Below are 13,478 nucleotides of genomic sequence, written 5' to 3'. Positions count from 1 at the left end.
TCCGGCGGGGTCCCGCGTGTGGGGCAGCTGGCTGCCGAAAAATGTGGTGGACTGCCGGTCCGGCCTGAGCACGGACCGGCAGTCCAGTCAGCCTTAAGGGGCTGAAGCCTTGGCTAGGCCTGTGCGCCTGCGATGAAGCTGACGGCGTCGCCCACAGTCTTGAGGTTCTTGACCTCTTCGTCCGGGATACGCACGCCGAACTTCTCTTCGGCGTTTACCACGATGGTCATCATGGAGATGGAGTCGATGTCCAGGTCCTCGGTGAAGGACTTGTCCAGTTCCACAGCCTCAGGGGCAAGGCCGGTTTCTTCGTTGACGATTTCAGCCAAGCCGGCCAGGATCTCTTCGTTGCTAGCCATTGATGGCTCCTTTTCTTGTTATTGCCGGCAGGGGGTGCCGGAAACGGTGCAGTCCGCGGATGCGGCCTGTATGGGGCGTTCCTAAGGAAGGACGATTACCTGGGCACCGAAGACCAGCCCGGCGCCGAAGCCGATCTGGAGTGCGAGGCCGCCGCTGAGCGCAGGGTTTTCCTTGAGCAGGCGGTGGGTAGCAAGTGGGATGGAGGCCGCCGAGGTGTTTCCGGCATCAGCGATGTCCCGGGCCACGGTGACGGATTCAGGAAGATTCAGTTTCTTGACCATCTCGTCGATGATCCGCATGTTGGCCTGGTGCGGGATGAACGCAACGAGGTCTTCAGCCTTGACGCCCGCGGCATCCAAAGCCTGCTGTGCCATTTTGGCCATTTCCCAGACCGCCCAGCGGAAGACGGTCTGCCCGTCCTGGCGGAGTGTGGGGTAGAGCTCCTGCGCTTCTTCGAGCAGGGCAAAGTCGCCGGGCTCGTCGGACTGGCGGGCGGCCATGCTGAGGTCGCGGACATCCAGGATGGAACGCGTCATGCCGATGGCGTCCCACTTACTGCCGTCCGAACCCCACACCGAGGGTCCGATGCCGGGGGTGTCCGAGGGGCCGATGACAACAGCGCCCGCTCCGTCGCCCAGCAGGAAGGAAATGGTGCGTTCCCGGTTGTCGATGACGTCGGAGAGCTTCTCCGCACCGACCACCAGAACGTAGGTGGCCGTGCCGGAGCGGACCAAGGCATCGCCCTGGGCGATGCCGTAGCAGTACCCGGCACAGGCGGCCGAGATATCGAAGGCCGGAGCCGGCGTCGCACCGATGCGGTCAGCCAGGGCGGCGGCAGCCGACGGCGTGGCGTACGGGTGGGTGACGGTGGAAACGATGACGGCACCAAGCTGGGAGGCTTCGATGCCTGCCTGCTGCAGGGCCTCCCGGGCAGCGCCCTCGGCCATATCGATGACGCTGACGTCGGCAGGGGCGCGGTGCCGGGTCACGATGCCGGTCCGCTGGCGGATCCATTCGTCCGAGGAATCAATCCACTGGCAGACGTCGTCGTTGGTGACGATGACGTCAGGCCGGAATGCGCCGAGGCCCATGATGCGGCTGTATTCGTTTACGGGAACCTGTTTCAGCGTGGGAACGCTCATGCGTTTCCCTCCAGTTCTGCGAAGAGTGCCAGTGCGGCCGTGAGGTCGTCCGGGGTTTTGACTGCAACGGTCTTGACGCCGGGCATGCCGCGCTTGGCGAGCCCGGCCAGGGTGCCGGCCGGGGCCAGCTCAATGACACCGGTGACGCCGCGCTGCACAAGGGTTTCCATGCAGAGGTCCCAGCGGACCGGCCGGGAGACCTGCGCGATGAGGCTCTCGACGGCGGCGCCGCCGTCGGTCACTTCCCGGCCGTCAAAGTTGGACAGCAGGGGCACCTGCGGGTTCTGCGGCTTGAGGCCCGGCTTGAGCGACTCGAGGGCGCTCACGGCGGGGGACATGTGCGAGGTGTGGAACGCCCCGGCCACTTTCAGCGGGATGACCCGCGCCTTCGCCGGCGGGTTGTCCGCCAGGGCCTTGAGCTGCTCGAAGGTTCCGGCTGCCACCGTCTGGCCCGCGCCGTTGACATTGGCCGGTGTCGCGCCGGTAGCCTCGATGGCGGACAGGACCTCTGCGGGGTCCCCGCCCACCACGGCACTCATGCCGGTCGGGGTTACGGCAGCGGCGGCGGCCATGCTGTTGGCGCGTTCACGGACGAACGTCATGGCTTCCTGCTCGGTGAGCACGCCGGCGAGGGCCGAGGCGGTGATTTCACCGACGGAGTGGCCGGCAAGGATCACGGGAAGCGTGCCGAGTTCGACGTCGAACAGCGACTTTGCGGCCACCAGCCCGGCGGCAACAATCAGGGGCTGCGCAACGGCGGTGTCCTTGATGGTGTCCTCGTCAGAGGTGGTCCCGTGGGCTGTCAGGTCGATGCCTGCGATCTCACTGAGGGAGGCCAGATGGCCTGCTACCGAAGGCAGTTCCAGCCAAGGGGCCAGAAAACCCGGGGTCTGTGAGCCCTGTCCAGGGCAGACTATTGCAAGCACGTATCCAGCTTTCCAAATTATGGGGTCATCCAGCGGTGTTTCACTGCACCAAGCTCAAGGGGTCAGATTGTAGGAAGTCTACAACGACTCACGGCTGATTCCGCGCCGGATGACGCTCCGCCGGCGCTTTTGGCGGCGCCGACAGCCGCCCGACCACCAACGCCGCCTGCAGCACAAACGCCTCCCGGGGGAGCAGCGGATCCCAGCCCGTGACGTCGCAGACGCGCTTGAGCCGGTACCTGACGGTGTTGGCGTGGACAAACAATTCGCGGGCAGTCGCCTCAAGGGAATGGCCCAACTCCAGGTAGGTGCCCAAGGTCTCCACCAGCCCGTTGGAAGCGGCGACAAGCGGACGGTAGATGTTTTTCACCAGGGAGCGGCGCGCCGCTTCGTCACCGGAGATGACGCGTTCCGGCAACAGGTCATCGGCGGCCACGGGCCGGGGAGCGGCGGGCCACGCCCTTGCCGCGGTCAGGCCGGCAAAGGCAGACTGCGCCGAGCCGCTGGCCTCCAGCAGGGAGCCGGCTTCCGGACCGTAGACCACCGGGCCGGGGGCGAACATTTCGCTGAGTTTCAGGTATGCGGTCTCGCGGTCCTGGACGCCGCCAAGGATCAGGATCAGCCGGTCGCCCTGGATGCCCACCAACGCATCCTCGGCGTAGCGGCCTGCCAGGCGGCGCAGTTCGCTGACGTAGCTGGCACTGGGTTCAGACGGCGAATTGCCCACCATCACAGTGAACCTCTCCTGTGCCTTCCAACCCAGCGCGGCGATCCGGGACCGCAGCGCGTCCGTGTTTTCGCCACGGAGGATGGCGTCCACGATCAGCGCTTCCAGCCGTGTGTCCCAGGAACCGCGGGACTCGGCCGCCCGCGCATACACGTCTGCCGCCGCGAAGGCCACTTCCCGTGAGTACCGCAGCACCGCCTCGCGGAGGGAGGGCTGGTCAGCTTCCGGGGCGATGACCGGCACCTGGTCTTCCACCACTTCCACCACTATGCGGATGAGCTGGAGCGCCTTCTGGAGGCTGATGGAGCGCGTCAGCTCGGTGGGGGCCGTCCCAAAAACGTCGGTGAGGATCCACGACGGTGAGCTGGGCCGCTCATACCAGGTGACAAACGCTGCGATGCCGTTTTGCGCCACCATGCCCAGGGCCGAGCGCTCGTCGGAGCTGAGGCGCGAATACCACGGCAAGGACTTTTCCAGCTGGCGAAGGGTGGTGGTGGAGAGCTGGCCCACGCTTGCCCGGAGCTTTTTCAGGGTTTCGGATTTCTCCGGTGTCATGCTGCGCGAGGACGGCTTGCGCTTCACGGGCGGGGTGGTTGGCTCTGGCATCTTACGAGCATACGGTGCCTGCCCGGCAAGCTCCATTTGTGCAAAGGCTACAAACGCTATTGGACCTGCGTCACAGGCTTCGTCCTGTCCGGAAGGCAGGGGGACGACGACGGCGACCCTCGCCTTTTCGGTGAGGGTCGCCGTCGTCGTTCATGTCCGCTGACAAGCAGGTCAGCGGGAGTTGATCAGGACTCGCCGCCCGCGTTGCCGGTGGAACCGGCGTTGACGTTGTGCAGCTTGTACTTCTCGATTGCCTGGGCCGGGGCCTGGGCATCAACTTCGCCGCGGCGCGCCAGCAGTTGCAGGGAACGGACCACGATGGAGTGGATGTCGTTCTTGAAGAAGCGGCGGGCAGCTGCACGGGTGTCGGAGAAACCGAAGCCATCCGCACCCAGCGTGGCGAACTCGTTCGGCACAAACTGGCGGATCTGGTCCGGGACGGCCTTCATGTAGTCCGAGACCGCAACCACGGGTCCTGTGGCACCGGCAAGCTGCTGGGTCACAAACGGAACACGGGCGGGCTTGCCCGGGTTCAGGAACGCCTCTTCCTCGGCGGCCATGCCGTCGCGGCGCAGTTCGTTCCAGGACGTGACGGACCAGACGTCGGCGGAGACGCCCCAGTCCTCGGCGAGCAGCCGCTGGGCTTCGATGGCCCAGGGAACCGAGACGCCGGAGGCCAGGATCTGGGTCCGGGGACCGTCGATCTTCGCCGGAGCCAGGAGGTAGATGCCCTTGAGGACACCTTCCACGTCGAGCTCTTCGGGTTCTGTGGGCTGCGTGATGGGCTCGTTGTAGACCGTGATGTAGTACATCAGGTTCCGGTCAGCCGAATCGGGCCCGTACATACGCTCGATGCCGTCCCGGATGATGTGGCCCATCTCGTACCCGTACGCGGGGTCATAGGTGACCACTGCCGGGTTCGTGGCGGCCAGCAGCGGGGAGTGGCCGTCGGCGTGCTGGAGGCCTTCGCCGGTCAGGGTGGTCCGCCCGGCGGTGGCGCCGATGATGAACCCGCGGGCCATCTGGTCCCCGGCGGCCCAGAAGGCGTCGCCGGTGCGCTGAAAACCGAACATGGAGTAGAACACATACACCGGAATCAGCGGTACGCCGTGCGTGGCGTAGGAAGTTCCCGCGGCGGTGAACGCCGCGACCGCCCCTGCTTCGTTGATGCCGGGGTGGATCAGCTGGCCCTGGGCCGATTCCTTGTACGCCAGGACCAGGTCCCGGTCTACGGACAGGTAGTTCTGGCCCTTGGGGTTGTAGATCTTCGCCGTGGGGAAGAACGCATCCATGCCGAACGTGCGGGCCTCGTCGGGGATGATCGGCGCTATGTGCTTGCCGAAGTTCTTGTCCCGCATGAGGTCCTTGAGGAGCCGGACAAACGCCATGGTGGTGGCGGCCTGCTGCTTCCCGGAACCGCGCTTGGCAACCTCGTACGTTTTTGCCTCCGGGAGGGCGATCTCCTGGTGCTTGGAGCGGCGCTCCGGAACAGAACCGCCCAGCTGGGCACGGCGTTCCATCATGTACTGGATCTCCGGCGCATCGGTGCCCGGGTGGAAGTACGGGGGCTGGTACGGGTCCTTCTCCAGCTGCTCGTCGGTGACCGGGATCCGGAGGTGGTCGCGGAACTTCTTCAGGTCATCAAGGGTGAGCTTTTTCATCTGGTGGGTCGCGTTGCGGCCCTCGAAGTGTGGTCCGAGCCCGTAGCCCTTGACCGTTTTGGCCAGGATCACGGTGGGCTTGCCCTTGAATTCGGTGGCAGCCTTATAGGCGGCGTAGACCTTGCGGTAGTCGTGGCCGCCGCGCTTGAGGTTCCAGATCTCGTCATCGGAAAGGTCCGCGACCATGTCCTTGGTCTGCGGGGTCTTGCCGAAGAAGTGCTCGCGGACGAACCCGCCGGATTCCGCCTTGTAGGTCTGGTAGTCACCGTCCGGGGTCTCGTTCATGATCTTCACGAGCGAGCCGTCGGAGTCCTTGGTGAGCAGGTCATCCCACTCCCGGCCCCAGACGACCTTGATGACGTTCCAGCCCGCGCCGCGGAAGAACGCTTCGAGTTCCTGCATGATCTTGCCGTTGCCGCGGACGGGACCGTCCAGGCGCTGGAGGTTGCAGTTGATCACGAAGTTGAGGTTGTCGAGGTTCTCGTTCGCGGCGAGCTGGAGCAGGCCGCGGGACTCGGGCTCGTCCATTTCGCCGTCGCCCAGGAACGCCCAGACCTGCTGGTCCGAGGTGTCCTTGAGGCCGCGGTTGTGCAGGTACCGGTTGGACTGGGCCTGGTAGATCGCGTTCATCGGGCCGATGCCCATCGAGACGGTGGGGAACTCCCAGAACTCCGGCATCAGGCGCGGGTGCGGGTAGGAGGAGAGCGCGTGGCCTTCCTTGGACTTTTCCTGCCGGAATCCGTCCAGATCCTCCTCGGCGAGCCGGCCTTCCATAAACGCGCGGGCGTACATGCCGGGGGAGGCGTGGCCCTGGAAGAAGACCTGGTCACCGCCGCCGGAGTGGTCCTTGCCGCGGAAGAAGTGGTTGAAGCCCACCTCATACAGGGTTGCGGCCCCGGCGTAGGTGGAGATGTGCCCACCCACCCCGATGTTCGGCCGCTGCGCCCGGTGCACCATGATGGCGGCGTTCCAGCGCATGTACGCCCGGTACCGGCGCTCGAACTCTTCGTTGCCGGGGAACGGAGCTTCCTGGTCCACCGGGATGGTGTTCACATAGTCCGTGGTGGTCACCATCGGCACGCCGACACTCTGCGCGCCGGCGCGCTGCAGCAGGCTCCGCATGATGTATTGGGCACGCTCCGTGCCCTGTTCCCTGATCAGTGCATCCAGGGACTCAGCCCATTCGGCGGTCTCTTCCGGATCACGATCAGGCAGCTGGTTTGTCAACCCGCTGAGGATATGGGAGGTATCTTCTCCTGCAGCCACGTCCAACCTCTCTTTGCGCGCATGCATCGGCGCCCACATGCCGGGCAGGGTGACTGTCCGGCATGAATGCGACGTGTGCGACGTATCGGTTACAACAGCCCGGTCATGTGCGCCGGGCAGGGTCCTATCACGCCTATGTCTGCCGTTGAGTTCCAGGCGGTCGCCCCGCAGGCATAGTTGTCACCAGTCACTCTAGCTGTGACTCCAGCGCGATGCGTAGCCGCGTCCATGGCGTCCCTGTTGTATTTCGCCGTCATACTGGTTGTGTGACGAAAGCCGCTGCAACGCAGGCTGACGGCGCCGGATGTGACGCAGAATATGGCGGATCGCGGTGGTGGCAGCTTGAAGCGCAGGCACAAAGGGTGTTGGCTGGGAGTAATGGAAATCACTATGCGAATTGCATGTATTAGGCATTGGAGGAACACGTGAGCGAGGCCGACGCCGCCACTTCGGTAAATGTGGCGGAAAAATTGGGTTTCAAAAACGGGGATCTGATTCAGGAGTTCGGTTACGACGACGACGTCGATTTCGACTTACGTGATGATATTGAGGACCTGACAGGGTCCGAGCTCCTGGACGAGGACGACCACGACGTTGTTGACGCCGTCATTTTTTGGTGGCGGGACGGCGACGGGGATCTGGTCGACAGCCTCATGGATTCCCTGACCACCCTGAGCGAAACCGGGGTTGTTTGGGTGTTGACGCCAAAGTCCGGGCGCACCGGGTACGTGTCGCCGGCGGAAATCCAGGAAGCGGCGCCCACTGCGGGCCTGCACCTCACCACCTCGGCAGGTGTGTCAAAGGACTGGAGTGCCACCCGCCTGGTCAGCAGGAAGAACAAGTGACGGCAGCTCTTGCCGTAGCCGGGCAGACTGTTCCGGCGGTGGGGGAGCTTGCCCCGGACTTTGAGCTGGTAAACCAGTTCGGAGAACCTGTCCGGCTATCCACTTTCCGCGGGCAGAACGTTGTGCTGGTGTTTTATCCGTTTGCTTTTTCGGGTGTCTGTACCGGCGAGCTCTGCGAAATCCGGGACAACCTGGCCGCGTTCGAGGATGCCAGGGCCACTGTCCTGGCCGTGTCCGTGGACAGCAAGTTCAGCCTGCGGGCTTATGCCGAGAAGGAAAGCTACGGCTTTGACCTTCTGGCCGACTTCTGGCCGCACGGCGCTGTCGCTTCCGCCTATGGAGTCTTCGACCCGGAGAGCGGCATGGCTGGGCGCGGGACGTTCATCATCGATGCAGCAGGAACAATCCGCTACGTTGTGGTGAATCCGCGTGGGCAGGCCCGCGAGCTCGCCGAGTACCAGGATGCTCTGGCAGGTCTGGAACAGGCCTGAGGCCGCATGGACCAGCAGCGGCACGGCATCGGCCTGACGGGCTTCGCCAGCCTGCCGGCCGCTGACCCTGCCGCGTTGTCCAGTGCGGACCTTCAGGGGCTTGAACGCGTCCGGGAGCTTTTGTCCGGCAAGCGGCTGGCCTTACTGACCGGCGCAGGGCTGAGCACCGATTCGGGCATCCCGGATTACCGCGGGCCGGACGCCGTGCCACGTTCGCCCATGACGTACCAGGAGTTTGTGCGCGACGACGCCAACCGCCAGCGCTATTGGGCGCGGAACCATATTGGCTGGTCCCACTTGCGGCACGCAGATCCAAACCCTGGGCACACTGCGGCCGCAGAACTTGAGCGGCGGGGCCTGCTCACTGGGTTGATCACCCAGAACGTCGACCGGCTGCATGAAGACGCCGGCAGCCGGAATGTCATTGACCTCCACGGCCGTTATGACCGGGTGGTCTGCCTCGATTGCAAGCGCACCTACACGCGTCGCCTGCTGGCCGGGGTGCTCGAAGAACTCAATCCCGGCTTCCTGGCGCGCGCCACAACTTCCGGCCTGGTGGAAATGGCGCCCGACGCCGACGCCACTGTTGAGGACATTGCTCTGATCAGCAGTTTTGTGGTCGCTGCCTGCCCCGCCTGCAGCGGAATTCTCAAGCCCGACTTTGTCTACTTCGGCGAGAACGTGCCCAAAGAACGCGCAGAAGCCGCCTACACGATGGTGGACATTGCAGAGGCATTGCTTGTTGCCGGTTCATCGCTGACCGTGATGAGCGGACTGCGGTTCGTCCGTCACGCGGCGAAGGACGGCAAGCCTGTGGTGATCATCAACAGGGGCGGTACCCGGGGCGACCAGTACGCCACCATCAAGCTCGACGCCGGCGTCAGCGAGGCACTGACCTGGCTCGCCGCCGAACTCCCTGATCTTTGACCGTTCGGGGCCGACGGTGTCGATTGGCTTTTCGTCCCGCCCGTCAGGTAGAGTTTATGTTCGTTGGTTGACGCGCTGAGGTGCGAAAAACCGGCAGTTTGGGTCTTTAGCTCAGCTGGTAGAGCGCCACGTTTACACCGTGGATGTCATCGGTTCGATCCCGGTAGGACCCACCACCAAACCCTGTTGTTCCTGGCCCGACCTGCCGGGAACAACGGGGTTTTTTGTTGCCCGTACAGGGCCGCGCTGGCTCAATGCCGCTAGGGGCGGCGCCATATTGTCGGTGGCTGTCCCTAGTGTTCCCGCTATGGAATATGTGGTGGTGAAGACGGCCAAGGACGGGAGCCCGACGGCGGTGGTCAGCAACGGCAGGGAATGGGCCGTCGGTGCCGACGCAGTGAGATGGTTTGAGCGTGTGAGCTGGTGGGAGGCGCAGCGGCGAATGCCCAAAGGTCTGGGCCGCGTGGACGTTGAGGTCTTGCAGGTCCAGGTGCGGCTGGGCCGCAATCCGCAGTCCGCGCTGACCACCATGGTGCTGGAGCGCGACGGCCTTGGTGGCGGCTGGAGGCTGAGGGAATCCGTGGTGGACGTCGCCTGAACCCGGTGGCCAAGGCCATGGCAACATTCAGGCATTGGAAAACCCTCCACCGCGACTATTGGGGGATGCCGCGGTGGAGGGTCTGAAATGAATATACCGTGAACTTCCTGAAACAAACAAATGCCACGCGGACCACGCGTGCGTGGCGCGGTTGACGGCGCCTTGGCCGGGCCCTGAATCGCGCCTAAGCCATTATGATGGTTAGTGTTCAGCAGAATGAACGCATCTACGCGAAGCGCCCCGGCGTGCCGATCGAAGGAGAATCATGGCCGATTCCCGCACTTCCCGCTCCTCCGAGGGTTTGGGGAGCACATCGCCGGCGCCGGCGGTCACGCGTGCCGCCGCCGTCATGGACGCCTTGTCAGCCTCTGCGACGGGGCGGCTGACACTGAGCGACCTGGCCCGCGAGCTGGGTATCCCCAAGTCGTCCACCTCCAACCTGTTGCTGGCGTTGGAAGAAGCACGGCTGATCAGCCGCCAGGGCGCCGAATTCACCCTGGGCCGCAAGCTGGTGGAACTCGGCGCCGCCTATCTCAGCCGGCTCGACGAAGTACAGGAGTTCTACCGGTTCTGCGAGCAGGCGCCGACCCTTTCCGGGGAGACGGTGCGCATAGCCATGCTGGACGGAACCAACGTGATCTATTTGGCCCGCTACGAGGGTCATCCGGCGGTCCGGCTGACGTCCAACATCGGCGACAAGATGCCGGTGTCCCTGTGTGCCGTGGGCAAGGCCCTGATAGCCCGCCTTCATGACCATGACGTGGACGCAATGTTTTCCGATGACGCCCAACTTCCGGTGCTGACCCCGAAGTCCCTCCGCACCGGGGCCGAATTGAAGGCACAGCTCACAACCATCCGTGAACAGGGCTACGCGTTCGAAGATGAGGAATCCACTACCGGAGTGGTCTGCCTGGCTGTGGCCGTGCCTACGCGCGGCGCCCACGGCCCGAGCCTTGGGTTGTCAGTCACGGCCCTTAAAGCCACATACTCCGCGGAGCAGGGTGCCCAGATGGTCAAGGAACTGAACGAGCTGGCGCGGTCCCTGGGCAACCCCATGGGCTGAGTGCCCCCGCTCTGGCGGCCCTATTTAACGTTCATCATCCCGGTTGTGAACAAAAAACCCGTCAACCACTTGCTGCGTGTTCAACTTGCTGTACTCTGTTCAATATAGTGATCGACACCACGGCGTGTCCTCGCTATCCCACCAGGCCAACGGGGGCCTGGAGTGTTTTTGAGGGAGTTCTTGTGACAACTCGTACTAAATCACCGCAGACTGACATGGACGGCGCCGCCGTCGATCCGGAGCAGCTGCGAAGGGCAACTCTTGCCAGCTCAGTAGGCTCCGCACTGGAGTACTACGACTTCTACATCTACGGCCTCGCCTCGGCCTTGATCTTTGGGCCGCTCTTCTTCTCACCGCTGGGGGAAAGCGGCGCCGTGATCGCGTCGTTCGCCACCTACGGTGTGGGCTTCGCAGCCCGGCCGTTCGGCGGCGTCGTCTTCGGCTACATCGGTGACCGGTTCGGCCGGAAGATGGTCCTGATCCTGACCATCGGCCTGATGGGCATGGCCAGCTTCGCCATCGGGCTACTGCCCACCTTTGAACAGGCGGGAATGGTCGGCGCAGTGCTCCTGGTGGCCCTTCGGATCCTTCAGGGCCTGGGCGCTGGCGCCGAGCAGGCAGGCGCCACCACCCTGATCTCAGAAGTGGCCCCGCGCCGTCGTCGTGGATTCTTCGCCGCGCTGCCGTTCGTCGGCATCCAGCTGGGCACCCTGCTCGGCGCAGGCACCTTCGCCCTGATGGCACTGGCCGACAAGGAAGTGCTGCAGGGCTGGCTGTGGCGCGTTCCGTTCCTCGCGAGCGTCATCCTGATTGTCATCGCGGTCTTCATCCGACTCCGGCTCAAGGAAACGCCGGTCTTCCAGGAACTGGAAAAGCACAAAGCCGTGGTCAAGAACCCCGTTGTACAGATCTGGAAGCACTCGAAGAAAAACGTGCTCATCGGCATCGGCCTGCGGATGGGAGAAAACGGAAACTCCTCCATTTACTCCGCCCTCCTGGTGTCCTTCATCAGCATGCCCGCCGGAATCTTCGCCGGCGACAAGTTCATCGGCCCCACCGGCCTCCTCATTGCCGCTGGATTCGCGGCGGTCATGGTGGTCACCTTCGGCGCCCTTTCCGACCGTTTCGGACGCGTTCCTGTATACCGCTACGGCGCCCTCTTCCAGGCCGTCATCGCCCTGCCGGCCTTCTACCTGGTCACGCTCGGCAGTGTCACCCTCGTCTGGGTGGTCATGGTGGTGGGCATTTCACTCGGCGTGCAGTCCATGCTCGGTCCGCAGTGCGCCATGCTGCCGGAACTCTTCGGCTCCCAGCACCGCTTCACCGGCGTGGCGCTGAGCCGTGAACTCTCCGCCGTCCTGGCCGGCGGGTTCGCACCCATGATCGGTGTGGCCCTCCTGGCCGCGACCGGCCATTCCTGGCTGGTTCCCGCCATCTACTCCCTGGTCCTGGCGCTGGTCTCCTTCGGCACCACCTTCTTCACCCCGGAAACCAACGGCCGGGACCTGCTCCTGGTGGAGGACGCACGCTAGGCACTCCACCCACGCAATAGGCGGCCTCCCCTTGATAGGGAGGCCGCCTATTTCCGTGCCGCTCATTAGTTGGGCGCCGCTGCTCAGCAAATATGTAACTATCTGGCCGCCGCCAGCACGCCGACAGCACGCGGACACAACTGCTGGACACAAAAGAGCCCCTGCTGCGGATTCCTGTTTCCAGGATCCGCGGCAGGGGCTCTGTGGTGCGGGCCGGGGCCTGCGTCTTAGTAGAAGTGGACCGGGTCCACCAGGTGGGGGAGGTCGCCGCCGTCGAGGAACGTGCGCAGGTTGCTGCAGAAGCGCTCCGCGATCAGGCGGTTCTCCGCGGCACTGAGCGCCGACGTATGCGGCGACACCATGACCCTGGGGTGGTTCCACAGCGGGCTGTCCTGGGGGAGCGGTTCCACGGCAAAGACATCAAGGCAGGCGTAGGAGACCTGGCCGTTGTCCAGGGCCTCCAGCAGGGCGTCCTCGTCCACCACGGTGCCGCGGCCCACGTTCACAAACACCGTTCCCGGCTTCATCGCGGCAAACACCGCACGGTTGAAGAGCTTCTCCGTGTACGGCGTGCCGGGCAGCGTATTGACGACGGCGTCCGCCGAGGCGAGCAGCCCGGGCAGTCCGTCGTTGCCGGCAACCTGCTCGATTCCTTCGATCGGCTCAACATTCCGCTTGGTGCCGCTGACCGTCATGCCCAGGGCGCGGGCGATCCGGGCGGTCTCCAGACCGATTTCGCCCAGGCCGGTCACTACCAGCGTGGAACCGTTGACCAGGCGCGTGGGGGTCCGAAGCTCGGGCCACACCTTGGCCGCCTGGTCCTGGGCCAGCTCGGCGCTGCGCTTGAAGCCGTTGAGGATTCCCAGCGCAGCGAATTCTGCCAGCGGCAGGGCGTGGACGCCGGCGGAGGTGGTCACCTTGAATTTGAGGAGGGTTTCCTGGTCCAGCCCGGATGCCTTGACGGCGCCGCCGGCGCCGGCGGCCATGGCGTGGACCCACTGGAGCCGTGGATTCTCGCGCGCGATGCGGGCCAGGCCTGCGGGGCTCTCATTGGGCAGGCCGTACAGGACCTGCGCCTTGTTGAGCATGGCCCAGTACTGCTCCTCCTGCGCGGGAGTGCGTTTGAAGTCCGGGTCCCCGGAGTGGTCGGCCGGAAAACGCTCGGGCGGAAGCAGGTCCGGCTCATAGAGGACAGTTACGGAGGGGTCTACGGCGCGGATGCGGTCCACCAGCTCTGCTTCGAGCGGGACGGCGATCGCGACGGTGGTTAGAGTCGTCATAGTGTTCATCATACTGAATAGCGGCTAGGATATTGGACAGATTTCCCTTCATTA

The 13,478-nt window shown here is 64.5% G+C and carries 12 protein-coding genes and 1 tRNA gene; 7 read left to right on the top strand and 6 right to left on the bottom strand.

Annotated elements, in window-relative coordinates; translation table 11 throughout:
- Nucleotides 1–113: 113 nt before the first annotated feature.
- The 5 genes from NIBR502772_RS15540 to aceE all read right to left on the bottom strand — a co-directional run bounded on the left by NIBR502772_RS15540 (nucleotide 114) and on the right by aceE (nucleotide 6,715).
- Nucleotides 114–359, bottom strand: a complete 246-nt coding sequence (locus NIBR502772_RS15540) for an acyl carrier protein (RefSeq protein ID WP_009359314.1) — start codon at nucleotides 357–359, stop codon at nucleotides 114–116.
- An 81-nt stretch (nucleotides 360–440) separates the two neighbouring features.
- Nucleotides 441–1,502 carry a beta-ketoacyl-ACP synthase III gene (locus NIBR502772_RS15535; protein WP_141140868.1) on the bottom strand — a complete coding sequence of 354 codons (1,062 nt, stop codon included), beginning with the start codon at nucleotides 1,500–1,502 and terminating at the stop codon, nucleotides 441–443.
- The gene (locus NIBR502772_RS15530) at nucleotides 1,499–2,428 is read right to left on the bottom strand and encodes an ACP S-malonyltransferase (RefSeq protein ID WP_210412307.1); all 930 of its coding nucleotides are present in this window, start codon (nucleotides 2,426–2,428) and stop codon (nucleotides 1,499–1,501) included. Before NIBR502772_RS15530 ends, NIBR502772_RS15535 begins: the two co-directional genes overlap by 4 nt.
- 88 nt (nucleotides 2,429–2,516) lie before the next feature.
- Entirely contained in the window at nucleotides 2,517–3,761 is a 1,245-nt protein-coding gene (locus NIBR502772_RS15525) for a CdaR family transcriptional regulator (RefSeq protein ID WP_056349053.1), read from the bottom strand.
- Nucleotides 3,762–3,946: 185 nt separating this feature from the next.
- On the bottom strand, nucleotides 3,947–6,715 hold the full coding sequence (gene aceE / locus NIBR502772_RS15520; protein ID WP_210412461.1) for a pyruvate dehydrogenase (acetyl-transferring), homodimeric type: 2,769 nt from the start codon (nucleotides 6,713–6,715) through the stop codon (nucleotides 3,947–3,949).
- 398 nt (nucleotides 6,716–7,113) lie between these two features.
- Between aceE and NIBR502772_RS15515 the strand changes: the two genes are divergently transcribed.
- The 7 genes from NIBR502772_RS15515 (at nucleotide 7,114) to NIBR502772_RS15485 (ending at nucleotide 12,144) form a co-directional block, all read left to right on the top strand.
- Nucleotides 7,114–7,533, top strand: a complete 420-nt coding sequence (locus tag NIBR502772_RS15515) for a DUF3052 domain-containing protein (protein WP_056341561.1) — start codon at nucleotides 7,114–7,116, stop codon at nucleotides 7,531–7,533.
- A complete protein-coding gene (locus NIBR502772_RS15510) occupies nucleotides 7,530–8,024 on the top strand; it encodes a peroxiredoxin (protein ID WP_058932125.1) in 495 nt (164 codons plus the stop codon). The genes NIBR502772_RS15515 and NIBR502772_RS15510 overlap by 4 nt, the downstream gene beginning before the upstream one ends.
- A gap of 6 nt (nucleotides 8,025–8,030) precedes the next feature.
- The gene (locus NIBR502772_RS15505; protein WP_141140865.1) at nucleotides 8,031–8,951 is read left to right on the top strand and encodes an NAD-dependent protein deacetylase; all 921 of its coding nucleotides are present in this window, start codon (nucleotides 8,031–8,033) and stop codon (nucleotides 8,949–8,951) included.
- Nucleotides 8,952–9,051: 100 nt separating this feature from the next.
- Nucleotides 9,052–9,127 (top strand) — tRNA-Val (locus NIBR502772_RS15500).
- 131 nt (nucleotides 9,128–9,258) lie between these two features.
- Nucleotides 9,259–9,549 carry a hypothetical protein gene (locus tag NIBR502772_RS15495; RefSeq protein WP_141140864.1) on the top strand — a complete coding sequence of 97 codons (291 nt, stop codon included), beginning with the start codon at nucleotides 9,259–9,261 and terminating at the stop codon, nucleotides 9,547–9,549.
- 265 nt (nucleotides 9,550–9,814) lie between these two features.
- A complete protein-coding gene (locus NIBR502772_RS15490) occupies nucleotides 9,815–10,612 on the top strand; it encodes an IclR family transcriptional regulator (protein ID WP_141140863.1) in 798 nt (265 codons plus the stop codon).
- A 215-nt stretch (nucleotides 10,613–10,827) separates the two neighbouring features.
- Entirely contained in the window at nucleotides 10,828–12,144 is a 1,317-nt protein-coding gene (locus NIBR502772_RS15485) for an MFS transporter (protein ID WP_141142103.1), read from the top strand.
- Between the two features lie 227 nt (nucleotides 12,145–12,371).
- Here the strand turns inward: NIBR502772_RS15485 and NIBR502772_RS15480 are convergent, their stop codons facing one another.
- Nucleotides 12,372–13,436, bottom strand: coding sequence for a D-2-hydroxyacid dehydrogenase (locus tag NIBR502772_RS15480; RefSeq protein WP_141140862.1), 1,065 nt, complete (start codon nucleotides 13,434–13,436; stop codon nucleotides 12,372–12,374).
- Nucleotides 13,437–13,478: the final 42 nt, after the last annotated feature.

Source organism: Pseudarthrobacter sp. NIBRBAC000502772 (genome assembly GCF_006517235.1).
GTDB lineage: Bacteria > Actinomycetota > Actinomycetes > Actinomycetales > Micrococcaceae > Arthrobacter.
Note: the sequence above shows the minus strand (reverse complement) of the source record. Positions and strands in the feature narration are given on the sequence as shown.